This window comes from Ramlibacter sp. AN1133 (assembly GCF_037890035.1).
Taxonomy (GTDB): Bacteria; Pseudomonadota; Gammaproteobacteria; order Burkholderiales; family Burkholderiaceae_C; genus Ramlibacter.
The window spans coordinates 391,356-414,651 of record NZ_JBBKTQ010000001.1 but is presented as its reverse complement, the minus strand read 5'-3'; the positions used below and the strand labels follow the sequence as shown (position 1 = coordinate 414,651).

Annotated in this window: 24 protein-coding genes; 15 read left to right on the top strand and 9 right to left on the bottom strand. The window is 69.5% G+C overall.

The genetic code is table 11. The annotated features are described in order from the left end of the window. Positions 1-4 precede the first annotated feature (4 nt). From WG923_RS01925 to WG923_RS01905, 5 genes are all read right to left on the bottom strand, one after another. Entirely contained in the window at positions 5-1,861 is a 1,857-nt protein-coding gene (locus WG923_RS01925; protein WP_340349217.1) for an AMP-dependent synthetase/ligase, read from the bottom strand. A gap of 2 nt (positions 1,862-1,863) precedes the next feature. Beyond that, positions 1,864-2,661, bottom strand: coding sequence for an ABC transporter ATP-binding protein (locus tag WG923_RS01920; protein ID WP_340349216.1), 798 nt, complete (start codon positions 2,659-2,661; stop codon positions 1,864-1,866). Further along, positions 2,658-3,461: an ABC transporter ATP-binding protein gene (locus WG923_RS01915; RefSeq protein ID WP_340349215.1), complete on the bottom strand. Its 804-nt coding sequence runs from the start codon at positions 3,459-3,461 to the stop codon at positions 2,658-2,660. Before WG923_RS01915 ends, WG923_RS01920 begins: the two co-directional genes overlap by 4 nt. A 103-nt stretch (positions 3,462-3,564) precedes the next feature. Beyond that, on the bottom strand, positions 3,565-4,641 hold the full coding sequence (locus WG923_RS01910; protein WP_340349214.1) for a branched-chain amino acid ABC transporter permease: 1,077 nt from the start codon (positions 4,639-4,641) through the stop codon (positions 3,565-3,567). Positions 4,642-4,693: 52 nt separating this feature from the next. Continuing rightward, positions 4,694-5,569, bottom strand: a complete 876-nt coding sequence (locus WG923_RS01905; protein WP_340349213.1) for a branched-chain amino acid ABC transporter permease — start codon at positions 5,567-5,569, stop codon at positions 4,694-4,696. Between the two features lie 132 nt (positions 5,570-5,701). Here WG923_RS01905 and WG923_RS01900 point away from each other — a divergent pair, with 132 nt between their 5' ends. After that, a complete protein-coding gene (locus tag WG923_RS01900; protein WP_340349212.1) occupies positions 5,702-6,505 on the top strand; it encodes a crotonase/enoyl-CoA hydratase family protein in 804 nt (267 codons plus the stop codon). Between the two features lie 3 nt (positions 6,506-6,508). Here WG923_RS01900 and WG923_RS01895 read toward each other — a convergent pair whose 3' ends face one another. Continuing rightward, a complete protein-coding gene (locus tag WG923_RS01895) occupies positions 6,509-6,931 on the bottom strand; it encodes an acyl-CoA thioesterase (protein ID WP_340349211.1) in 423 nt (140 codons plus the stop codon). A 40-nt stretch (positions 6,932-6,971) separates the two neighbouring features. Here WG923_RS01895 and WG923_RS01890 point away from each other — a divergent pair, with 40 nt between their 5' ends. From WG923_RS01890 to WG923_RS01880, 3 genes are all read left to right on the top strand, one after another. Then, a complete protein-coding gene (locus WG923_RS01890; protein ID WP_340349210.1) occupies positions 6,972-8,873 on the top strand; it encodes an ABCB family ABC transporter ATP-binding protein/permease in 1,902 nt (633 codons plus the stop codon). 1 nt (position 8,874) lies between these two features. Then, positions 8,875-9,228, top strand: a complete 354-nt coding sequence (locus WG923_RS01885) for a hypothetical protein (RefSeq protein ID WP_340349209.1) — start codon at positions 8,875-8,877, stop codon at positions 9,226-9,228. Positions 9,229-9,355: 127 nt separating this feature from the next. Beyond that, positions 9,356-11,380 carry an ATP-binding protein gene (locus WG923_RS01880; protein ID WP_340349208.1) on the top strand — a complete coding sequence of 675 codons (2,025 nt, stop codon included), beginning with the start codon at positions 9,356-9,358 and terminating at the stop codon, positions 11,378-11,380. Between the two features lie 136 nt (positions 11,381-11,516). Here the strand turns inward: WG923_RS01880 and WG923_RS01875 are convergent, their stop codons facing one another. Continuing rightward, the gene (locus tag WG923_RS01875) at positions 11,517-12,173 is read right to left on the bottom strand and encodes a 3'-5' exonuclease (RefSeq protein ID WP_340349207.1); all 657 of its coding nucleotides are present in this window, start codon (positions 12,171-12,173) and stop codon (positions 11,517-11,519) included. A gap of 4 nt (positions 12,174-12,177) precedes the next feature. Next, a complete protein-coding gene (locus tag WG923_RS01870) occupies positions 12,178-13,992 on the bottom strand; it encodes a DUF294 nucleotidyltransferase-like domain-containing protein (protein ID WP_340349206.1) in 1,815 nt (604 codons plus the stop codon). A gap of 235 nt (positions 13,993-14,227) precedes the next feature. Here WG923_RS01870 and WG923_RS01865 point away from each other — a divergent pair, with 235 nt between their 5' ends. The 5 genes from WG923_RS01865 (at position 14,228) to WG923_RS01845 (ending at position 17,486) form a co-directional block, all read left to right on the top strand. Beyond that, positions 14,228-14,524 (top strand): DUF485 domain-containing protein, encoded by a 297-nt coding sequence (locus WG923_RS01865; RefSeq protein WP_340349336.1) that lies wholly within the window; start codon positions 14,228-14,230, stop codon positions 14,522-14,524. Further along, the gene (locus WG923_RS01860) at positions 14,521-16,248 is read left to right on the top strand and encodes a cation acetate symporter (RefSeq protein ID WP_340349205.1); all 1,728 of its coding nucleotides are present in this window, start codon (positions 14,521-14,523) and stop codon (positions 16,246-16,248) included. The genes WG923_RS01865 and WG923_RS01860 overlap by 4 nt, the downstream gene beginning before the upstream one ends. A gap of 119 nt (positions 16,249-16,367) precedes the next feature. Then, a complete protein-coding gene (locus WG923_RS01855) occupies positions 16,368-16,775 on the top strand; it encodes a hypothetical protein (protein ID WP_340349204.1) in 408 nt (135 codons plus the stop codon). Continuing rightward, a complete protein-coding gene (locus WG923_RS01850) occupies positions 16,772-16,993 on the top strand; it encodes a hypothetical protein (RefSeq protein WP_340349203.1) in 222 nt (73 codons plus the stop codon). Before WG923_RS01855 ends, WG923_RS01850 begins: the two co-directional genes overlap by 4 nt. 46 nt (positions 16,994-17,039) lie before the next feature. Next, positions 17,040-17,486: an SRPBCC family protein gene (locus tag WG923_RS01845; RefSeq protein WP_340349202.1), complete on the top strand. Its 447-nt coding sequence runs from the start codon at positions 17,040-17,042 to the stop codon at positions 17,484-17,486. On the opposite strand, the gene WG923_RS01840 is transcribed toward WG923_RS01845, so the two are convergent. Then, entirely contained in the window at positions 17,483-18,676 is a 1,194-nt protein-coding gene (locus WG923_RS01840) for an MFS transporter (protein ID WP_340349201.1), read from the bottom strand. The two genes, WG923_RS01845 and WG923_RS01840, sit on opposite strands and share 4 nt — an antisense overlap. A gap of 47 nt (positions 18,677-18,723) precedes the next feature. Here WG923_RS01840 and WG923_RS01835 point away from each other — a divergent pair, with 47 nt between their 5' ends. The 6 genes from WG923_RS01835 to WG923_RS01810 all read left to right on the top strand — a co-directional run bounded on the left by WG923_RS01835 (position 18,724) and on the right by WG923_RS01810 (position 23,286). Continuing rightward, positions 18,724-19,122 carry a YybH family protein gene (locus tag WG923_RS01835; protein WP_340349200.1) on the top strand — a complete coding sequence of 133 codons (399 nt, stop codon included), beginning with the start codon at positions 18,724-18,726 and terminating at the stop codon, positions 19,120-19,122. 6 nt (positions 19,123-19,128) lie between these two features. Next, on the top strand, positions 19,129-19,581 hold the full coding sequence (locus WG923_RS01830; RefSeq protein ID WP_340349199.1) for a metallophosphoesterase family protein: 453 nt from the start codon (positions 19,129-19,131) through the stop codon (positions 19,579-19,581). A 13-nt stretch (positions 19,582-19,594) separates the two neighbouring features. Beyond that, positions 19,595-20,011 carry a VOC family protein gene (locus WG923_RS01825; RefSeq protein ID WP_340349198.1) on the top strand — a complete coding sequence of 139 codons (417 nt, stop codon included), beginning with the start codon at positions 19,595-19,597 and terminating at the stop codon, positions 20,009-20,011. 48 nt (positions 20,012-20,059) lie between these two features. Beyond that, positions 20,060-20,416: a polyhydroxyalkanoate granule-associated phasin gene (locus WG923_RS01820; RefSeq protein WP_340349197.1), complete on the top strand. Its 357-nt coding sequence runs from the start codon at positions 20,060-20,062 to the stop codon at positions 20,414-20,416. 877 nt (positions 20,417-21,293) lie between these two features. Further along, complete coding sequence (locus WG923_RS01815; protein ID WP_340349196.1) at positions 21,294-22,241, top strand: LysR substrate-binding domain-containing protein; 948 nt, start codon at positions 21,294-21,296, stop codon at positions 22,239-22,241. Between the two features lie 157 nt (positions 22,242-22,398). Further along, positions 22,399-23,286, top strand: coding sequence for an amino acid ABC transporter substrate-binding protein (locus WG923_RS01810; protein ID WP_340349195.1), 888 nt, complete (start codon positions 22,399-22,401; stop codon positions 23,284-23,286). Positions 23,287-23,296: the final 10 nt, after the last annotated feature.

The window sequence follows — 23,296 nt, the reverse complement described above, 5'->3', positions numbered from 1 at the left end:
TCCTTCAGGCGTACATGGCTTCGATCTGCGGCGCGTACTTCTGCTGCACGAGCCTGCGTTTGAGCTTCATGGTGGGCGTGAGCTCCTCGTCCTCGGCGGACAGCTGGGTGTCCAGCAGGAAGAAGCGCTTGACCTGCTCCACCCGCGCGAACTTGCGGTTGATGCGGTCGATCTCGGACTGGATCAGCGCCTGCACCTCGGGCGCGCGGGTGAGGCTGGCGTAGTTGGAGAAGGGCACGTCGTGGTCCTGTGCGTACTTCTCGACGTTCTCCAGGTCGATCATGACGATCGCCGTGAGATAGGGCCGGCGGTCGCCGATCACCACCGCATCGGTGATGTAGGGCGAGAACTTCAGCTCGTTCTCGAACTCGCTGGGCGTGACGTTCTTGCCGCCGGCGGTGATGATGATGTCCTTCATGCGGTCGGTGATGCGGAAGAACCCGTCCGCGTCGACGGCGCCGACGTCGCCGGTGCGCAGCCAGCCGTCCTCGGTGAAGGTCTCCGCCGTCTTCTCCGGCTGGTTCAGGTAGCCCACGAACACGTTCGGTCCCTTGACCTGGATCTCCCCCGTGGCGGGAGCGATGCGCACCTCGTTGTACGAGGCCGCCGGGCCGATCGAGCCCGGCTTGATCCGCGTGGGCGGAATGCCGGTGGCCGCGCCGCAGGTCTCCGTCATGCCCCAGACTTCCAGCATCGGCACGCCCAGCGCGAGGTACCAGCGCACCAGTTCCGGCGAGATCGGGGCGGCGCCCGTCACGAGGAAGCGCGCCCGGGAGATGCCGATCATCTTGCGCACGTTGGCCAGCACCAGCAGGTCGGCCGCTGCGAAGCGCAGCTTCAGCCACGGCGCTACGCGTTCGCCCGCCAGCACCTTCTGCGCCACGCGCGCCCCGACGCCGATCGCCCAGGCATAGGCCGCCTGCTGCAGCCGCCCCGCTTCCTTCAGGGCGATCGTCACGCCGGAATAGAACTTCTCCCACACGCGCGGCACCGCCGTGAGCACGGTGGGCTGGATCTCGCGCACGTTCTCCGGCACCGTCTCGGGGTTCTCCACGAAATTGAGCTTCGCGCCGGTGTAGAGCGAGAAGTACTCGCCGCCCAGCCGCTCGGCGATGTGGCACAGGGGCAGGAAGCACATGCACTCGTCGGCTTCGGTGCGGGCGATCAGCGTGTTGTAGCCGCGCACGGTGTAGACCAGGCCGGCGTGCGAGTGCATCGCGCCCTTGGGCTTGCCGGTGGTGCCGGAGGTGTAGACCAGGATGGCGAGGTCTTGCGGGCGCACCGCGCGCAGGCGCTCGTCCACCGCGTCCGGATGGCGCGCGTTGTGCTCGCGCCCCAGGTGGCGCAGTTCGTCCAGGCTGATCACCATGGGGTCGTGCAGGTCGCGCAGGCCCTCCATGTCGAACACCACGATGCGGCGCAGCCGCGGCAGGCGCTCGCGCACCTCCAGGGCCTTGTCCAGCTGCTCGTCGTCCTCCACGAACAGGATGCTGGTGCCCGAGTCCTCGCACAGGTAGTGCACCTGCGCCGGCGCGTCGGTGGGGTAGATGCCGTTGGCGACGCCGCCGCACGAAAGCACCGCGAGGTCGGCAAGCACCCATTCGACGACGGTGTTGGAGAGGATGGAGGCCGTGTCGCGCGGCTGGAAGCCGAGCGCGACGAGCCCGCCGGCGATCTCGCGCACCGCTTGCCCCGTGCGCTCCCAGCTCCAGCTGCGCCAGATGCCCAGTTCCTTCTGGCGCATCCACACCTGGGGTCCGCGCCGCGCCACCGCGTTCCAGAACAGCGCCGGGATGGTGTCGCCGTCCAGCACGCTGGCGGCCACGGGGCGGATCGCCGAGAGGTCCCAGAGCTTCTTCATCGTCAGCGCCAGTTCTTCTTCTTCTTCCAGCGCCGCTCGCCGCGCACGCCGGCTTCCTTCAGGCCGAGGTAGAACTCGCGGATGTCCTCCTTCTCTCGCAGGCGCGCGCAGGTGTCTTCCATCACGATGCGGCCGTTCTCCAGCACGTAGCCGTAGTCGGCGGTGCCCAGCGCCATGTTGGCGTTCTGCTCCACCAGCAGGATGGTGGTGCCGCGCTCGCGGTTGATGCGCACCACGATCTCGAAGATCTCCTTCGTGAGCTTGGGCGAGAGCCCCAGGCTCGGTTCGTCCAGCAGGATCAGGTGCGGCGCCGCCATCAGCGCGCGCGAGATCGCGAGCATCTGCTGCTGGCCGCCGGAAAGGAGTCCGGCGTGCTGCGTGGCGCGGTCCCTCAGCACGGGGAAGTAGCCGTAGACGCCTTCGAGGTCGCGCGCCACGCCGTCCCTGTCCTTGCGCGTGTAGGCGCCCATCAGCAGGTTGTCGCGCACCGACAGCAGCGGGAACACCTCGCGCCCCTCCGGCACGTGGCACAGGCCCTCCTGCACGATGGCCGCCGGGTCGCGCGCGGTGATGTCCTCGCCCTTGAAGGTGATGCTGCCCTTGCGCGGATCGAGGATGCCGGAGATCGTCTTCAGGATCGTCGTCTTGCCGGCGCCGTTGGCCCCGAGCACGGTGGCGATCTCGCCGCGGCGCACCTGCAGGCTCACCCCGCGGATGGCCTTGATCGGTCCGTAGGCGCTCTCCACGTTCGACAGGCGCAGCACCGGCAGGTCGCTCACCGCGGGCGGGTTCGAGGTCATCGCACCCCCTCCCTGCGCAGGTCGGCCACGGCGTCGGTCGAACCGAGATAGGCCTCGACGACGCGCGCATCGCGCTGCACCTGCGCGGGCGTGCCGATGGCCACCACCTCGCCCTGGTTCATGGCGACCACGCGGTCGCTCACGCGCGAGACGAGGGTCATGTCGTGTTCGACCATCAGCACCGTGACGCCCAGTTCGGCGCGGATGTCCTGGATCCAGAAGGCCATGTCCTCCGTCTCCTCCACGTTCAGTCCGGAGGAGGGTTCGTCGAGCAGCAGCAGCTTGGGCTCGGTGCACAGCGCCCGCGCCAGTTCCACCACCTTGCGCACGCCGTAGGGCAGGCCGGCCACCATGGCGTCGCGGTGGTGCTGCAGCTCCAGCAGGTCGATCACGCGTTCCACCTTCTCGCGCGCATCGATTTCCGCCGCGCGCGCGCCGGGCGTGAAGAACAGGTCGTGGAACACGCCGGTGCGGCGGTGCGTGTGGCGGCCCACCAGCAGGTTGTGCAGCACGGAGGCGTGCTCGAACAGCTCGATGTTCTGGAAGGTGCGGGCGATGCCGAGTGCGGCGATGCGGTGCGGCGGCTGCCGGGTGAGCGGCTTGCCCTCGAAGGAGATGGTGCCGGTGCTCGGGTCGTGGATGCGGCTGATCAGGTTGAACACCGTCGTCTTGCCGGCACCGTTCGGCCCGATCAGCGTCAGTACCTCGCCGCGCTGCACGTCGAAGCTGACGTCGTTGACGGCCAGCACGCCGCCGAAGCGCACGCCGATGTTGCGGGCGGAAAGCAGCACGTCCGTCATTTCGACCCCGGATTCGCGTGCCACCGCGGAACCGGCTTTGCCGGGCCGCTGGTGGCGCCCCCTTGAGGGGGAGGCGGCCGCAGGCCGCTTCGGGGGTGGGCCATCACCGCAGCCGCTCCGATTTCTGGAAGGTCTTCTGGCGCCGGAACATGCCCCGGCGGTAGAAGGGGAACAGCTGCAGGTAGGTGCGCACCTTGACCCAGCGGCCGTACACGCCGAGCGGCTCGAACAGAACGAATGCGATCAGCACGCCCCCGTACACGACGGCCTTGAGGCCCGGCGCCTGGCCCACCGCCTCGGGCAGGATGTCCTTCACCGCGCTGATCGCCTGCGGCAGGCCGATGAGGAACATCGCGCCGAGGAAGGCCCCGTGCAGCGAACCGAGGCCGCCGATCACCACCATGAGCAGCAGGTCGATCGACTGCACGATGTCGAACTGGTCCGGCGAGAGGAAGCGGATCTGGTGCGCATAGAGCGCGCCGCCCACGCCGGCAAGCGCGGCGGAGATGGCGAAGCTCAGGGTCTTGTAGCGGGCGAGATGGATGCCCATGCTCTGCGCCGAGATCTCCGAATCGCGGATGGCGACGAAGGCGCGCCCGGTGGGCGAGCGCAGCAGGTTGGCGCAGGCCAGCGTCGCCGCCACCGCGAGCACCAGGCAGACGAAGTAGAAGGAAGGCGCGCTGTCGGCCGTCCAGCCGAACATCTTCACCGCGCCCACGGACTTGCCGACGTTGCCGCCGGTCACGCTCTCCCAGCGGGCGAACACCTCCTGCACGATGAAGCCGAAGGACAGCGTCGCGATCCCGAGGTAGATCCCCTTGACGCGCAGCGCGGGCAGGCCCACCACCACGCCCACCGCCGCCGAGAGCGTCGCGCCCACCAGCAGCGACAGCGGGAACGGCCAGCCCATGCCCGTGAGCACCGCCTGCGCATAGGCGCCGACACCGAAGAAGGCCGCGTGGCCGATCGAGAACAGCCCCGTGAAGCCGGCCAGCAGCATGAGGCCCAGGCCCACGATGCCGTAGATCAGGATGAAGGTGAGCTGCGCCAGCAGGTACTCGGGCAGCAGCAGCGGCGCGGCGGCGAGCAGCACCAGCAGCAGCCCGTACCAGAACACGTGGCCGCCATGCCTGGCCAGGCGGATGTCCTGCTCGTAGCCGGTCTTGAAGAGGAATCTCATGGTCCGTCGGGGACGGTGCAGCGCATCGCTGCGGACCTGTCCCGCAAGTCCTTCATACCTTCTTTCGCAGCTTCTCGCCGAACAGCCCGTTCGGCAGCACCACCAGCACCACCAGCACCACGATGTAGGGCGCCGTGTCCTTGAAGCCCTCCGGCAGGTAGAAGCCCGAGAGCGACTCCACCACGCCGATCACCAGGCCGCCGGCGATCGCGCCGGGCAGGCTGCCGAAGCCGCCCACCACGGCGGCGGGGAAGGCCTTCAGGCCGATGAAGCCCATGTTCGCGTGCACGAAGGTGATGGGCGCGAGCAGCAGGCCCGCGACGGCCGCCACGCCCGCCGCCAGCGCCCAGGCGAGGGTGTTGAGCCGCTTCACGGGAATGCCCATGTAGTACGCGGCGAGCTGGTTCTGCGACGCGGCCTGCATCGCGATGCCGACCTTGCTGTAGCGGAACACGGCATAGAGCAGGGCGCACAGAACCGCGGTGGCCGCGATCACCACCATCTGTTCGACGTTCAGCACCAGGCCGCCGAGCTTCCAGATCTGGTCCTTGTAGGGGACGGGCATCGTGTGCGTCTCGGTGCCGATGCCGGGGAGCATCGTGACCAGGCCGCGCGCCACGTAGCCGATGCCGATCGTGAGCATCACGATGGAAAACGCGGGCTGGCCGAGGATGGGCCGGATCACCACCAGCTCCAGCAGCAGGCCGAACAGGGCCATCACGGCGATGGCGCTCGGCACCGCGGCCCAGAACGGCAGGCCCAGGCTGCCCATGGCGGCCAGGCCGAGGAAGGCGCCGAGCATCATCAGCTCGCCCTGCGCGAAGCTGACCGTTTCCGTCGCCTTGTAGATCAGGACGAAGCCGAGCGCGATCAGGCCATAGATGCAGCCCTGGGCGATGCCGCCGATGGCCAGCTGGAGGAACTGCACCTGCGCTGCTCCTTTCCGCCGAAGCGTTGCGACGGAAATGTTTTATAGCGGCGGGCCCCGATGCGGCACACAGGGTTCGCCCCAAGGAGGCCCGGTGGCGGACGCACGGTGGCTGCGGTCTAATCGGATGTCATGGACGTCCCTGCCGTACATGTGGAGACACTCGACCGCGTCACGGTCGTCACGCTCGAGCGGCCGCAGGTGCGCAATGCCGTCGATGCCGACACCGCGCGCCGGCTGCACGAGGCCTTCCTCGCCTTCGAGGAGGATCCCGCGGCGCGCGTCGCCGTGTTCCATGGCGCCCACGGGCACTTCTGCGCCGGCTGGGACCTGCAGCATGGAGCGCGCGCCGCGCAGCAGGGTGGCGCCGGCGAACTGGTGGCGCAACTCGCTTTCGACCCCGCCGCGCCGCGCCAGGCCGGCCCCATGGGGCCCACGCGCCTGCTGCTGTCCAAGCCCGTCATCGCCGCCGTGGCCGGCGCCGCCGTCGCCGGCGGCATGGAGCTCGCCCTGTGGTGCGACCTGCGGGTGATGGAGGAGGACGCGTATTTCGGCGTCTATTGCCGCCGCTTCGGCGTGCCGCTGATCGACGGCGGCACCGTGCGGCTGCCGCGGCTGGTCGGCATGGGGCACGCCATGGACCTGATCCTCACCGGCCGCAAGGTGGATGCCGCGGAGGCGCTGCGCATCGGGCTCGCGAACCGCGTGGTGCCGCGGGGTGCCGCGCGCGAGGAAGCGATCGCGCTGGCGCGGCAACTGGCGGCGTTTCCGCAGGAGACGATGCGCGCCGACCGCATGAACGCGTACGAACAATGGGGCAAGACCTTGCCCGAGGCGCTGCGCTGCGAATGGGAGCGCAGCCGCGAACGCATGGCGGAGGGCCTGGAGGGCGCCGCCCGCTTCGCCGCCGGCGAGGGGCGGCACGGCAAGTTCTGAACCCTAGCGGACGATCGGCTTGGGCTTGCCGTTGTCGTCGATGGCCACGTAGGTCACCAGCGCTTCCGTCACCTTCACGAAGGCGCCCTGGCGCTGGAAGCGTTCGGCGAAGACCTCGACGTCCACCGTCACCGAGGTGCGGCCGATGCGCGTCACCGAGGAATACAGGCTCAGGATGTCGCCCACGCGCACGGGCTGCTTGAACACGAATTCCTTGACCGCGACGGTGGCCATGCGGCCGCGGATGATGCGCGCCGGCAGGATGGAGCCGGCGAGGTCGACCTGGGCCATGACCCAGCCGCCGAAGATGTCGCCGTTGCCGTTGGTGTCCGCCGGCATGGGGATCACCTTGAGCACCAGTTCCTTGTCGCTCGGGGGGGTGGCCGGGCCGTGCGGGGGCAGGGCGTCACTTGGTTTTGCGGACATGGGCACAATCTGTCGGATACGTTTGAACGGATTGTCCCCCATGCGCCGCGGCGGCGAATTGTCTTCCTCCCTCCCCCCTCCCACGGCCGCGGCCAATGCGCCGCGGCCGGGCCGCTCCGACTGGGCCACCCTGCGGCGCCTGTTCCCCTACCTGTGGCAGTACAAGTGGCGCGTGTTCGCGGCGCTGGCCTTCGTGATCTGCGCCAAGGTCGCCAACGTCGGCGTGCCGATGCTGCTCAAGGAACTGGTGGACGCCATGAACGTCAAGCCGGGCAGCGCCGGCGCGATGCTGGTGGTGCCGGTGGGGCTGCTGGTGACCTACGGGCTGCTGCGCCTGTCCACCTCGCTGTTCACCGAACTGCGCGAACTGGTGTTCGCCAAGGCCACGCAGGGCGCGGCCCGCAGCATCGCGCTGGAGACCTTCCGGCACCTGCATGCCCTGTCGCTGCGCTTCCACCTGGAACGCCAGACCGGCGGGATGACGCGCGACATCGAGCGCGGCGTGCGCGGCATCGAGTCGCTGATCTCGTACTCCCTCTACAGCATCGTGCCCACCCTGATCGAGGTGGCGCTGGTGCTGGGCATCCTCGCCGTGAAGTTCGACGCCTGGTTCGCCTGGATCACGGCCACGGCGCTGGTCGTCTACATCGCCTTCACCGTGACCGTGACCGAGTGGCGCACGCAGTTCCGCCGCGAGGCCAACGAGTTCGATTCGGCCGCGCACACCAAGGCGGTCGACTCGCTGCTGAACTACGAGACGGTCAAGTACTTCAACAACGAGGACTTCGAGGCGAAGCGCTACGACCAGAGCCTGGAGCGCCTGCGCCGCGCGCGGCTGAAGAGCCAGACCACGCTGTCGCTGCTGAACACGGGCCAGCAGATGATCATCGGCGTCGGCCTGGTGGCGATGCTGTGGCGCGCGACGCTGGGCGTGGTCGACGGCCGCATGACGCTGGGCGACCTGGTCATGGTCAACGGCTTCATGATCCAGCTGTACATCCCGCTGAACTTCCTGGGCGTGCTGTACCGCGAGATCAAGCAGAGCCTGACCGACCTGGACAAGATGTTCGTGCTGATGGAGCGCGAACGCGAGGTGGCCGACCGGCCGGGCGCGCAGCCGCTCCCCGCCTTGCTCCCTCCCCCTGCGGGGGAGGGCTGGGGCGGGGGCGCTTCGGCCTCGCAATGGACCGTCCGCTTCGAGCACGTCGGCTTCCACTACGACCCCGCCCGCCCCATCCTGCGCGACGTCTCCTTCGAGATCCCCGCCGGCAAGACGGTGGCGGTGGTCGGCCCGTCGGGCGCCGGCAAGTCGACGCTGGCCCGCCTGCTGTACCGCTTCTACGACGTGCAGCAGGGCCGCATCACCATCGCCGGCCACGACATCCGCGAGGTCACGCAGGCCAGCGTGCGGCAGGCGATCGGCATCGTTCCGCAGGACACGGTGCTGTTCAACGACACGGTGGAATACAACATCGCCTACGGCCGCCCCGGCGCCAGCCGCGCGGAGGTGGAGGAGGCCGCGCGCGCCGCGCGCATCCACGACTTCATCGCCTCCACGCCCAGGGGCTACCAGACCATGGTGGGCGAGCGCGGCCTGAAGCTCTCGGGCGGGGAGAAGCAGCGCGTGGCGATCGCCCGCACGCTGCTGAAGGACCCGCCGATCCTGATCTTCGACGAAGCCACCTCGGCGCTGGACAGCGCCAACGAACGGGCGATCCAGGCGGAGCTCAGGAGCGCGGCGCAGAACAAGACCACGCTGGTGATCGCGCACCGCCTCTCCACGGTGGTCGATGCGCACGAGATCCTGGTGATGGACGGCGGCCGCATCGTCGAACGCGGCACCCACCAGGAACTGCTGGCCCTCGGCGGCCGCTATGCCGACATGTGGGCCCTGCAGCAGAGCGCCGACGCCGAGAATTTCACCGAAACCTTGGGGATGTAGCTTGGCCGCGGGTGACCCAACGGACTTCGCCGAATACGTGGCGTTCGAGGAATTCCGCGCGGGCCTGCCCGCCGGGCGCCTGCGCGTGATCGTCGATCCCAAGCTGGCGCGCCGCTTCGTCGCGCAGCGGCTGCTGCTGGTCGTGCTGCTGATGCCGCTGATCGGCCTCGGCATCGCCCTGGCGCTGCTCGGCGCCCGCTGGACGGGCGGGCTGATGGTCGCCACCGGCGTGGTGTTCCACCGCCTGCTGATGTGGCAGGCGCCGCAGATCCTGCTGCACATGGCCACGCGCGATGCGAAGGTGTACGAGCACGCGACGCAGCACGGGCTGATGGAAGTGCGCCGCAGCGGCTGAGCCTGCCGGCCGCACACGGGGTCGCGCACGGCCGGGCAGGCCCCTTGGCTCTGCGCCGAACGCCTCGGCATTTTGTCGACCCTGTCGGACAAGGCAGGCCGGCTGAGGCTGCGAAGAATGGGCCTCCATGTTCGATTCCCTCAGCCGTTTGCTCGGCCGCGACCGTCGCCGCCTCGAAAAGCGCCTGCAGCTGGCGCTGCGGGCAGGGCGCATGGCCGCCTGGGAATGGGACCTGGGCGCCGGCCAGCGCTGGTGGTCTCCCGAAATGTTCAGCCTGCACGGACTGCGCCCGGAGGAGGGCCTGCCGCAGGAATATCTTTCGCTGGTCCACCCGGAGGATCGCGAGCCGCTGCGCCGGCAGATCGAGGAGGCGGTCCGGTCGTGCAGCGACCATGCCGTCCAGTACCGGGTCGTGTGGCCCGACGGCACGGTGCACTGGCTGCAAGGCAACGGAACCACGCTCTGCGACGAGGCCGGCCACCCCGACCTGATGACCGGCGTGTGCGTGAACATCGACGAGCGCAAGGCCGAGGAGGCCGACCTCCACTTCCTGGCGCAGGCGAGCGCCGAGCTTGCGGCGCTGACCGATTCCCCCGCCACGATGCAGCGCATCGCGCGCCTCGCCGTGCCCCACTTCGCCGACTGGTGTGCCGTGGACATGCTCGAAGGCGGCAACCGCTTCGAGCGCGTGGCCGTCGCGCACGTCGACGAGGCCAAGGTGCGGCTCGCCCACGAGCTGCACGAGCGCTATCCGCCGGACCCGGCCGCGCCGGGCGGTGCCTGGAACATCGTGCGCACCGGCCGCCCGGAGCTGGTGCCGGTGATCACGCCGCAGATGCTGGAAGCGAGCATAGGCGACGGCGCGTACCGGGAGGCCGTCCGCTCGCTGGGGCTGCACTCGTACATGGGCGTTCCGCTGCTGTCGCACGGAACGGTCCTGGGCGTGATGTCGTTCATCACCTCCGACTCGCGCCGCGTGTTCACCGAGCGCGACCTGCTGCACGCCACGGACCTCGCCGCGCGGGCGGCCGTCGCGATCCAGAACGCGGAGCTGCTGGACACCTTGCGCAGCTCCGACGCCGCCAAGGACGTGTTCCTCGCCACGCTGGCGCACGAGTTGCGCAACCCGCTCGCGCCGATCGTCAACAGCCTCGAGCTGCTGGCGCGCGCCGAAGAGCCCCGGAAGCTGCTGCCGCAGGCCCTGAGCATCCTGCGCCGGCAGACGACGCATCTCACGCGGCTGGTGGACGACCTGCTGGACCTGGCCCGCATCAACTCCGGCAAAATCGAACTCAAGCGCGAGCCGCTGGACCTGCGCGACGCGCTGCGCGCCGCCGTGGAGACCTGCCAGCCGCTGATCGACCGGCGCCGGCACTCGCTCACGGTGGAACTGCCCGGCGAACCCGCCCTCGTGCGCGGCGACGCCGTGCGCCTGACGCAGGTCTTCGCCAACCTCCTGAACAACGCGGCGAAGTACACGCCGGAGAAGGGGCGCATCGAGGTGCGCATGGAGCTCGGCGAAGGCACCGTCGAAGTCAGCGTCTCGGACTCGGGGGCGGGCATCGCCCCGGAACTGCTGCCGAGGATGTTCGAGCTGTTCACGCAGGCGCCCCGCGCCGCCGCGCTGGAGCAGCAGGGCCTGGGCATCGGCCTGTTCCTGGTCAAGGGGCTGGTGCAGATGCACGAGGGCCGCATCACCGCGCAGAGCGCGGGCGCCGGCCGGGGCAGCCGCTTCACGGTGTCGCTGCCGTCGGCGCAGGATGTCGTGGTGGAGGTCGTCCCCGGCGAGGAAGCGGCGCAGGCCCGCAGCGCCAAGAGGGTGCTGGTCGTCGACGACAACGCGGACGCGGCCGAAACGCTGTCGCAGCTGCTGGAGCTGATGGACCACGACCCGCGCACCGCGCACGACGGCATGGGGGCGCTGGCGCGCTTCGAGGAATTCAGGCCCGAGGTGGTGCTGCTCGATATCGGCCTGCCCGACATGGACGGCTACGAAGTGGCGCGCAGGATCCGCAGCCGCGCCGAGCACGCGGTGCGGCTGGTGGCGCTGACCGGTTGGGGCCAGAAGGAGGACAAGGCCCGCGCCGCCGCGGCGGGCTTCGACGATCACTGGACCAAGCCGGTGGATCCGGCCAAGCTGGGCGAGATCTAGCCCTGTTGTCGTTGCCTCCGGTAGGCTGGCCCGGCCGTCGGCCGGGGAAGGTGAGCAGCGCGAACCCCAGCTTTCCCGGCGTCACCGGCCGCCCAGCGCTGGGGTTCCGCTTTCGCTCACCGCCAGCCTACGCGGCCTACGCGGTCTCCCCCAGCAGGTGCCGCAGCTTCACGAAGGCCAGCGCCGCCATCACCGCGTCGGCGAGCGCATCGTGCGCCGCCTCCATCGGCAGGTCCAGCGTCTGCATCACGGTGGCGAAGCGCAGGTCGATCTGCGCCGGTTCGTAGTACGGCGGCAGCTGGCGCCGCTTCCAGTCGTAGAACATCTCGGACACCTCGATCTTCGGCTGCGGCAGGCCCATGCCCAGCAGCGGGAAGATCGCGCGGTGGATCATCGCCAGGTCGAACTCGAGGTAGTAGCCCACGATCGGACGGCTGCCGATGAAGCGCATCAGCGCCATCATCGCCTCGTCCGGATCCATGCCCTCCACCACGTCGCGCTCGCGCAGGCCGTGCACGCGCACGCTGTCGGCGGAGATGCGGCGCTTGCTCGGGCGCACCAGCAGCTCCAGCCGCTCGCTGGTGAGGATGCGGTCGCCCACGATGCGCACGGCGCCCACGGAGATGATCTCGTCGCGGTGCACGTTCAGGCCGGTGGTCTCGCAGTCGAGCGCCACCCATTCGCCGGGAGGCGGCGCATCCCACATGAAGCGGAAGCGCTCGTCGCCCAGGTGGTAGAGCAGCCACTCGCGCTTGAGGGCGCGCAGCCAGTGCAGGGGCGACAGCGTCGTCATGCGCTCACATCATGTCCAGGCGGTAGCGGTGCCGCAGCATCGCCTTGAAGCGCTTGACCGCGGCCAGGGCGTCCTTGAGCAGGTCGCGCTGCAGCGGCGAGAGCGACTCCACGTGGATGATGCGTCCGTTGCCGCTGTCGCCGGCGTCGAGGCCGGCCTGCAGCTTCAGGCCCATGAGGAAGTAGAGGCTTTCCACCAGCTCCGCGCCGACGTTCGCCGGCAGCCGCCCCATGGCGCACAGCGCCTCGACGCGCTCCACCGTGTTGGTGCACGCGAGCCGCGCTTCCAGCGCCAGGCTGCGCACGCCGTGCACCAGCGGAAAGATGCCGGCCTTCTTCAGGTCCATCGTGTTGCTGTCGGCCATGAAGAACAGGCGGTTCCACCAGCCGCTCTCCTGCTCGAAGGCGTCGATCGCCGCGGCGAAGCGTGCCATCAGCGCGTCGCTGTCGGTGAGCAGCCGGTCCACCTCGGCGCGCACCTGCGCGAGCAGGAGCGGGTCGCCGCAGACCGCGCGCGCGTCGATGAAGATGGCCAGCGCCATCAGGCTTTCCGCGTCGGGCATCACCAGCCAGCGGCGCACCGTCTGGCCGAAGGCATGCGCGGGCTGGCACCACTGCGGGTTGCTGACCATGATCCGCCCCGGGCACTCGGGGTAGCCGAAGGCCGTGAGGGCTTCCGAGAAGCGCTGGCAGATCGCGGCCAGGTCGTGCGGGCATTCGTAGCCGTCGCGCAGCACCAGGCCGTTGTCCTGGTCGGTCTTGAGCAGCTGCTCGCCGCGGCCCTCGCTGCCCATCACGAACAGGCAGCTGTTGGCGAACAGGTCGGGCGGTGCGATGAGCTGCCAGGCGCGCTCGAACAGCTTGGCATTGAGCTCGCCCACCAGCCGCGCGATCGCGCCCACCTTCGCGCCGCCGCGCCACAGCAGCGTGGTCAGGCGCGTGATCTGTTCGGCCGCGCGCGCGAGGGCGGGGATGTCCTCGGCCTGCACGATCTGCACCGAGATCAGGTACGAGTGGTTCGACAGGAAACTGAGCAGGTCGAGCTGTTCGAGGAAGCCGATGATGCGCTCGCCGTCCATCACCACGAGCCGGTGCACCTGGTGGCGGATCATCAGCGCGAGCGCCTCGACCATCGAGTCCTGCGGCCGCACGGTGACGAGCGCGAAGGTGGCGAACTCGCGCACGGGCAGCTGCGCGAGCGGGGCGCCGCGCAGCACCGCGCGCTGCAGGCCCGTGGTGGTGAACACGCCGGTGCGCGGCGGATCGGTGCGCGTGTCGCGCACGAGCACGGTGCCCGTGTGGCGCGCCTGGAAGACGCGCACGACGGACACCACGTCGTCGTCCGCGTCTACGACGTGCGCGGGCCGCAGGTAGGCCTCGCCCACGCGCCCGAGCGCGAGCGACTGCCGCTCCTGCGCGCCGGCACGCTCGCCCAGCGCGCTGAGCTTGTGCGAGAGGTCCGCGAACAGCAGCGCGCCGAAGGTGGCGTTGCGCGAGATGAGTTCGGTCACCGCCTGGCGCGCGATGAGGTGCGCGAGCACCTCCTCCTGCGCGACGAAGCGGCTGCTCGCCTTGCCGGCGACGAGGGCGCGGCCGTCGAAGCAGTCGTCGGGGCCGTAGGTGGCCACGAGCTCGTCGCCGTCGAACTGCTGCACGCGGCCCTTGATCACCACGAACAGGTGCGCGGGCTCCACGTCGGGCGCGAGCAGCGTCGCGCCTTCGCGCCAGTAGCCGATGTCGACGTGGTCGCGCACCAGGCGCTGTTCGTCGCCGGAGAGACAGTCGAAGGGCGAAACGGAGAAGTCGAAGGACGCGGCCACGGAGCGCGATCATCGCGCCTCGCCGCGGTTCGCGTTTGCGCTGGCTCAAACGGCGGCCGACGTCAGATTCGCGTCAGACGTTGGATGCGGTCAGATAGCGGTCAGCGTCGCTCACCACACTCCGCGCGTTCGCAACCAAAAGGGGACAAGTGTGAGTGAGACAGCAATCGGCGCGGCAGCCGGCGCGGGCGCCAGGCGCCCGACCGCGGCCCAGGCGCAGCAGCGGCTCGACGACGTGACCGCGCGCATCAAGGCCAATCCCAAATACCTGGAACTGCGCCGCAAGCGCAACGGCTTCGGCTGGACGCTGACGCTCGCGATGATGGTCGTGTACTACGGCTACATCGCGCTGATCGCGTGGAACAAGCCCTTCCTGTCGCAGCCCATCGGCGCCGGCGTCACGACCCTCGGCATTCCGATCGGCATGGGCGTGATCGTGTTCACCGTGCTGATCACCGGCTACTACGTGCGCCGGGCCAACTCCGAATTCGATGCGCTCACGCGCGCCATCCTCGAGGAAGAAGTGAAATGACGCGCACCGTTCGCATCCTCGCGGCGCTGGCCGCGCTCGCCGCACCGCTGGCCGCGCTCGCCGCGGGCGACGGCCCCGGCCAGGCCGCCAAGCAGGCCACCAACTGGACGGCCATCAGCATGTTCGCCGCATTCGTGCTGGCCACGCTGTGGATCACCAAGTGGGCTGCGGCGCGCACGCGCTCGGCGGCCGACTTCTACACCGCCGGCGGCGGCATCACGGGCTTCCAGAACGGGCTGGCGATCGCGGGCGACTACATGTCCGCCGCGTCCTTCCTCGGCATCTCCGCGGCCGTGATGGCCACCGGCTACGACGGCCTGATCTACTCGATCGGCTTCCTCGTGGGCTGGCCCGTCATCACCTTCCTGATGGCGGAGCGGCTGCGCAACCTGGGCAAGTTCACCTTCGCCGACGTGGCCGGCTACCGCTTCAAGCAGACGCCGATCCGCGCCTTCGCGGCCTCCGGCACGCTGGTGGTCGTGGCGTTCTACCTGATCGCGCAGATGGTCGGCGCGGGCCAGCTGATCAAGCTGCTGTTCGGCCTCGACTACTGGATCGCGGTGGTGCTGGTCGGCGGGCTGATGATGGTGTACGTGCTGTTCGGCGGCATGACGGCCACCACCTGGGTGCAGATCATCAAGGCCTGCCTGCTGCTGGCCGGCGTGAGCTTCATGGCCTTCATGGTGCTGGCGCAGTACGGCTTCTCCCCCGAGGCGCTGTTCGCCAAGGGCGTGGAAGTCAAGACGGCGATCGCCGCGATGGCCGGCAAGAGTGCCGCGGAAGCAGGCGACGTGGGCGGCTCCATCATGCGGCCCGGCGGCTTCGTGAAGGACCCGATCTCCGCCATCAGCTTCGGCATGGCGCTGATGTTCGGCACCGCGGGCCTGCCCCACATCCTGATGCGCTTCTTCACGGTGCCGGATGCGAAGGAAGCGCGCAAGTCCGTGTTCTGGGCCACCACCTGGATCGGCTACTTCTACGTCCTGATCTTCATCATCGGTTTCGGCGCCATCGCGCTGGTGCTGACCAACCCCGAGTTCGCCGATGTCTCCAAGGGCATCATCAAGGGCGGCGCGGGCACGGCCAACATGGCGGCGGTGCTGGTGGCCAAGAGCGTGGGCGGCGACGTGTTCTACGGCTTCATCTCCGCCGTGGCCTTCGCGACCATCCTGGCGGTCGTCGCCGGCCTGACGCTCTCCGGCGCGTCGGCGGTGTCGCACGACCTGTACGCCACCGTGTTCAAGAAGGGCAAGGCCGACAGCGCCTCCGAGCTGAAGGTCTCGCGCATCACGACCGTGTGCCTGGGCATCGTCGCGGTGGTGCTGGGCATCGTGTTCGAGAAGCAGAACATCGCCTTCATGGTGTCGCTGGCCTTCGCCATCGCGGCCTCGGCCAACTTCCCGGTGCTGTTCATGTCGGTGCTGTGGAAGGATTGCACGACCAAGGGCGCGGTGATCGGCGGCTTCCTGGGCCTGATCTCCTCGGTGGGCCTCACGGTGGTGTCGCCGTCGGTGTGGGAAGTCACGCTCGGCAACCCGAAAGGCAGCGCCTGGTTCCCGTACACCTCGCCGGCGCTGTTCTCGATGGCCATCGGCTTCTTCGGCATCTGGCTGTTCTCCATCCTGGACCGCAGCGCGCAGGCCGCCAAGGAGCGTGGCCTGTTCGAAGCGCAGCAGGTGCGCTCGGAGACCGGCCTGGGCGCCTCGGGGGCGTCGGGGCACTGAGCGTCTTCCGTTCGCGGAAAACTCTGCAGGCAAGGGGCATCGCGAGGGCGGTGCCCCTTTTTCGTTGGGGGTGGCAAGCTACAGTCCGGCCTTGCCCCCCCAAGCCCTGCGCGCCGCACATGCTCTTCGCCTTCCGCGCCATCGTCCTGCGTTCGCTGCTCTTCGCGCTCACGGTGACAGCCGTGAGCCTGGCCGTCGATCTTCTGGTCTCGCTGGGAGTCCAGGGGGGGCCGCCGCCCGGCCGCACGAGGGAGTTCTTCGTCTTTCGCAGCGCGCTGCACGGGGCCACTTTCGTCCTCACCGCGGCCGGGGCGCTCGCGGGCTTCGCGCTGATGCGCCGCTATCGAATCAGCGTGCGGCGCGTCACCGCGCTCGGTGTCGTGGTCGGGCTGTTGACCCTCGCCGCCTTGCTCACCGCCATGCGCCTCGGCGGCTTCCGCGCCATGGCCGCGTGGCTGCTCGTCGCATCCATCGTCGTTTCCTCCGCGGGCGCGCGCCTGCTGGGCCAGCGGGCGCAGCAGCCATGAGCGGCAAGCGCACGCGCAGCCCGCCGCCCAAGGACCGCCTCGCCTCGGCGGGGCAGAGGCTGCTGCAGGTGCTGGCGATCCTCGGCCTGATCGGCATCTTCGCCGTGCTGCTGCACAAGGGCTATTCGGACGTCACGGCGATCGCCCGCGGCAGCGCCAGCGGCGAGTTCTGGCCCGCCCTGCTGCGCTACATGTTCCGCAACCTGGCGGGTGGCTGATCCGCCGCCCCGCTGCTAGCATGCCTTCCCCACACATGGAGGCACCATGGCGACGAACACCGTCCGACTGCACCGCGTGCTGCGTACGCGCCCCGAGCGGCTCTACCGCGCCTTCCTCGATCCCGATGCCATGGCCAAGTGGCTGCCGCCCAACGGCTTCACGGGCAAGGTCCACCAGATGGATGCGCGCGTCGACGGCAAGTGGCGCATGTCGTTCACGAACTTCTCGACCGGCCACAGCCACTCCTTCGGCGGCCAGTACCTCGAGCTGGTGCCGAACGAGCGCCTGCGCTACACCAGCGCCTTCGACGACCCCCACCTTCCCGGGCAGATGGTCACGACCGTCACGCTGCGCGAAGTGTCCTGCGGCACCGAGATGGACGTGGTGCAGGAAGGCATCCCGGAGGTGATCCCCACCGAGGCCTGCTACCTGGGATGGCAGGAGTCGCTGGCGCTGCTCAAGCAGCTGATCGAGGCGGAAATCCCGGGCTAGCGGCGCATCAGCGGCGACAGCATCCAGAGCCCCACGGCCGGCCCGATGCCCAGGGCCGGCAGCACCACGGCCAGCGGCCACGCCTGCGCCGCGCGCACGAACAGCTCGATGCTCACCACCGAGATCGCGAAGCCGATGCAGTTGGTGAAGGTGAGCACGCTGCCGACCACCGCCGGCGGCGCGTTCTGCGCGGTGAGCGTGGAGAACTGCGGCGAGTCGCCGGAGACCGTCGCGCCCCACAGCAGCATCCAGGCGAGGAACAGCGGCAGCGGCGCCACCAGCATCACCGGCGCGGCGAGGCAGCAGGCCCCGCTGGTCGCCAGCTGCAGTTGCGCCACGCGTGCGCTGCCGACGCGGCGCACCAGCAATCCGCCGACCACGCAGCCGGCGAAGCCGGCGCCGATGGCCCAGAACGCGCCCGCGCTCACGCTGCGGCCGGCCAGCCGCGTGGCCAGGATCAGGGGCACCAGCACGATGAAGGAATACAGCTCCCACATGTGGCCGAAGTAGCCGAACACGGAGGCACGCACCCGCCGGTCGGACCAGATCAGCCCCAGCGCGCGCGGCGTGATGCGCGCGGCGCGCAGCACCTGCGGATGCGGCGGCACGAGCAGGGCGGTCGCCAGCCCGCCCGCGGCCGCGAGCACCGACACGGCGATGACGACCAGCTGCCACGGCGCGAGCCCGCCCAGCGTGAACGCGAGCCCGCCGTCGTCCCCGGCCAGGGCGCGCAGCCCGTGCGGCAAGGCGGTGCCCAGCACCAGCGCGCCGATCAGCACGCCCATCACGGCGCCCAGCCGTTCGCGGTACCAGCTCGCGGCGATCTTCATGCCCACCGGATACACGCCCGCCAGCAGGAAGCCGATCGCGAAGCGCAGCGCGAGCAGCACGCCCAGCCGCCCGTCGGCCAGCAGCATGCCGGCGTTGCACAGCGCGCCCAGCAGCGCGCAGGCGAGGAACACCCGGCCGGGCGCGAAGCGGTCGGCCAGCATCAGCAGCGCGAAGGCCAGCGTGCCGGCGACGAAACCGAGTTGCACCGCGGAGGTGAGCGTGCCCAGGGCCGAGGCCGGCAGCCCCCAGTCGTGCTGCAGGTCGGGCATGACCGCGTTCACGGCGAACCACAGCGAGGTGGCGGCGAACTGCGACAGCACGATCACCGGCAGAATGTGGCGAGGGACGGCCGTGCTCATGGTCTCAGCATACGGCCGCCGCCTGACGCGACCCTTCCGGAGGATCCATGAGCCAGGACGAACAGCAGATCCGCGAGCTGATCCGCACGTGGATGGAAGCCTCGAAAGCGGGGGACACCGACACCGTGCTCGACCTGGTCACGGAGGATGTCGTCTTCCTGCTGCCGGGGCGTCCGCCCATGCGCAGGGACGAATTCGCGGCCATGTCACGCTCCCAGGCCGTTCCCGCGGCGCCGCGCATCGAAGGCGACGCCGAGATCCAGGAAGTGCAGGTGGCGGGCGACTGGGCCTTCCTGTGGACGCGGCTGTCGGTGAAGGTGACGCCGCCGGGCGGCGCGCCCATGGAGCGGGCGGGGCACACGCTGACCGTGCTGCGCAAGGAACAGGGCCGCTGGCGGCTGGCACGCGACGCCAACCTGCTCGTCCCCGTGCAGCCAGCCGCCTGAGGCTTCTTGCGCATCGGCCTCGTCTCCGACACCCACGACCTGCTGCGGCCGGAAGTGCTGGACTACCTGCGCGGCAGCGACCACATCGTGCACGCGGGGGACGTCTGCGGCGAGGCCGTGTTGCAGGAGCTGGCGCGCATTGCACCGCTCACCGCGGTGCGCGGCAACAACGACAGGGGCGCGTGGGCGCAGCGCCTGCGCGAACAAGAGCTGCTGCGGTTCGGCGGCGCGACCATCCTCGTGGTCCACGACATTGCGGACCTGGGGCGCGCGCCGGATACTGGCGGCGCCGCCACCGTGGTCACCGGACACTCGCACAAGCCCCGCGTGGAGGAACGTGATGGCGTTCTGTACGTCAATCCCGGCAGCGCGGGCCCGCGGCGCTTCAAGCTGCCGATCTCGGCGGGTGAGCTGATCGTGGAGCGGGGCCGCGTGACGGCGAAGCTCGTGCTGTTCTGAAAGGACCGCTGCCATGCTCAGCATCCGCGACATCGACCACCTCGTCCTGCGCGTGAAGGACGTGGACGCCATGATCCGTTTCTACGGCGAGGTGCTGGGCTGCCCGGTGCACCGCATCGACGAGAAGATCCGGCTGGTGCAATTGCGCGCGGGCCGCGGCCTGATCGACCTGGTCCCCGTGGACAGCGAGATCGGCCGCGCCGGCGGGGCGGCGCCGGGGCGAGAAGGCCGCAACATGGACCACTTCTGCCTGCGCGTCGAGCCCTGGGATGCCGAGGCGATCCGTGCCCATCTGCGCGCGCACGGCGTGGAGCCCGGGCCGGTGGCGCAGCGCTTCGGTGCCGAAGGGCAGGGTCCTTCGATGTACCTCACCGACCCCGAGGGCAACACCGTGGAACTGAAGGGTCCGCCCGGCCCGCCGGTCGGCTGACGAACTCCGCCGACACGGTGCGGCATGGCCCTTGCACACACTGTGGCCATGAAAAGCCACTCCTCTCCCCGCCTGGCCCGCCAGGCCACCGAACTCGCCGTCGCCGTGCCGCAGGTGGTCGCCCACCGGCTCACGCGCATGGCCCTCGCCGGCCCGTGGCCCAATGCGCGCGACCAGCGCGAGTTCTCCGGCATGGCGCAGGAAAAGGTGCATGCCTTCTGGCAATCGTGGTTCGCCATGGGGTGGGCGATGGTGGAGGCGACGCAGAAGGCCTGGATGGCAATGTTGCAGGGCGCCCGCGTGCCCCTGCTGGACGTGCACCATGTGGTGGCGCGTGGCATGGCGCCGGTGCACCGGAAGGCGACGGCGAACGCGCGCCGGCTGGCGCGGACGTCGCTGCGCTGATCGCTGACCGGGGGGGCCGTCTTCTAAGTACTGCCGGGTGCGTCGCGGCAGGTGGTGCGCGGTGCGGAACCGCGAAGGTGCAGGTCCGGCGGCTTCGCGCGCCGGACTTCCCCGAAAAATCGGGCCCGCCGCCGCGGCGCCTTAACTCACTGCGCGTTTGCCGCGCGCGGCAAACGCTCCGTTCAAACAGAAGTCGCCAATCAGAAACGTACGGAGGCTCACATCGCTGACGCTGTGTAGCCTCCTGCGGCGGCGGGCCCGATTTTTCGGGCAGCACCAACGCGGTCCCGCACCGCGCACCGCCTGCCGCGACGTCGGGCCTTGCAGGGGACCTCCGCTCCTGCCGGTCGTTCCCGCTCGGGCGCGAACCCAGGGGGCGCGAAGCGCGGACGGCCGGCCACCGCACCGTCATCGTCGTGCCAAAGAAGACACTGCTCATCGTCGCGACGGCCGGCGCACGGCGCGGGCCCGCGTTGGGGGCGCCCGGAAAATCGGGCCTGCCGGCACAGCGAAGCTACACAGCGTCAGCGATGTGAGCTTCGCGTACGTGGACATGCTCGCAACATCTGTTTGACCGGAGAGTTTGCGGTACGCCGCAAACTCGGAGGGAGTTATGTTGCGCGTGCCGGCAGGCCCGATTTTCCGGGGAAGTCCGGCGCGCGAAGCCGCCGGACCGACACCGTACGGGCATTCGCACGACTACGCCGCTTCCAGCGGCTCGGTCGCGGGCCCGCGCCGTGCGCCGGCCGTCGTGACGCCCCCGGCAAGCAATCGGAGGCGCATGGCGGCGTCCTCTGGATCCTCGCGTGCGCGGGGATGACGTGCAGAGGGACGACGTCCTAGTGTGCGAGATGCCGCTCCATGGCAATAATGCCCCATGGAAACCAAATGGCTGGAAGACTTCGTCAGCCTCGCCGAGACGCGCAGCTTCAGCCGCTCGGCGCAGTTGCGTCACGTCACGCAGCCCGCCTTCTCGCGCCGCATCCAGGCCCTGGAGGCCTGGGCCGGCACCGACCTCGTCGACCGCAGTTCCTATCCCACCCGCCTCACGCCCGCCGGTGAGACGCTCTACGCGCAATCGCTGGAGATGCTGCAGGCGCTGCAAAGCACCCGCGCCATGCTGCGCGGGCACGCTTCCGCCGGCCAGGACGTGATCGAATTCGCGGTGCCGCACACGCTGGCCTTCACCTTCTTCCCGGCCTGGATGTCCAGCCTGCGCGAGAAGTTCGGCCCCATCAAGAGCCGCCTGATCGCGCTGAACGTGCACGACGCCGTCCTGCGGCTGGTGGAAGGCAGCTGCGACGTGCTCATCGCCTACCACCAGGGCGCGCAGCCGCTGCAGCTCGATGCGGACCGCTACGAGGTCGTGACGCTGGGACAGGAAACGCTCGCGCCCTACTGCAAGCCCGACGCGGCCGGCGAGCCGCTGTTCCGCCTGCCCGGACGCAGCGCGCAGCCCCTGCCCTACCTGGGCTACGCGCCGGGCGCCTACCTCGGCCAGGTCACGGACCTGCTCCTCAAGCAGGCGGGCACGGCGATCCATCTCGATCGCGTGTACGAGACCGACATGGCCGAAGGCCTGAAGGTGATGGCGGTCGAGGGCCACGGCATCGCATTCCTCCCCTACAGTGCGGTCAAGAAGGAACTGCGCGCCGGCAAGCTGGTGCCGGCCGCGCCCGCGGAGCTGGGCACCCTGACGGTCACGATGGACGTGCGCGCCTACCGCGAGCGCCCGGGCGGCAAGCACGCACCCAAGGGCACCGCGCAGGCACTGTGGAACTTCCTCGTGAACGAGGGCGGGGCCGCCTCGCTGCTGAAGGAGTAGCCGCCCCGCGCCCGGTGGCATGCTACCGGGCATAAACCCTGCTTACCGGCGCTGCTTGCTGGCCCTAAGCTGTCGGCGCCCCCGGCCGCCGCCGCCCCTTGTCGGCGCCAGCCTAGAATTTCCGGTTCGGGTACCAGTTTCAACACAGGAGATTTGAATGAAGAAGAAGTATCTGCTGGCCTTCGCTCTCTCGGCCCTCGCAGCCAGCGGCGCTTTCGCACAGTTGAACGACACCATCGCCAAGGCCAAGGCCTCCGGCAAGGTCGTCATGGGCACGCGGGAATCCTCCGCCCCGCTCGCCTACACGCTCGGCGGCAACCAGTTCACCGGCTACCACGTGGAACTCTGCCAGCGCATCCTGAAGTCCGTGCTGCCCGGCGTGGCCGTCGAATACGTCGCCGTGACCTCCGCCAACCGCATCCCGCTGGTGCAGAACGGCACGGTCGACATCGAGTGCGGCTCCACCACCAACAACGCGGCCCGCCAGAAGGACGTCGCCTTCGCGCTCACCACCTACGTGACCGAAGTGCGCACCGCGGTCAAGGCCAACTCCAACATCAAGTCGGTGGCCGACCTGAACAACAAGACGGTGGCCACCACCACCGGCACCACCTCCGTGGCGCTGCTGCGCAAGAACAAGCGCGCGCAGAACATCAAGTTCAACGAGGTGTACGGCAAGGACCACGCCGACAGCTTCCTGCTGCTCGAATCCGGCCGCGCCGATGCCTTCGTGATGGACGACAACATCCTGGCGGGCCTGATCGCCTCGTCCAAGAACCCGAAGGACTTCAAGATCGTGGGCGAGACGCTCAACGTCGAGCCGATCGCGATCATGGTCCGCAAGGAAGACACGAAGTTCAAGAAGGCGGTGGACGACTACATCCGCGGCGCCATCAAGGCCGGCGAGATCGACCTGCTGTACAAGAAGTGGTTCATGTCGCCGATCCCGCCGAAGAACACCAGCGTGAACCTGCCCATGGGCAGCGTGCTGAAGGGCCTGCTGAAGAATCCGTCGGACGCCCCGGCCGAAGAGTACAACAAGTAAAGTGTGACGT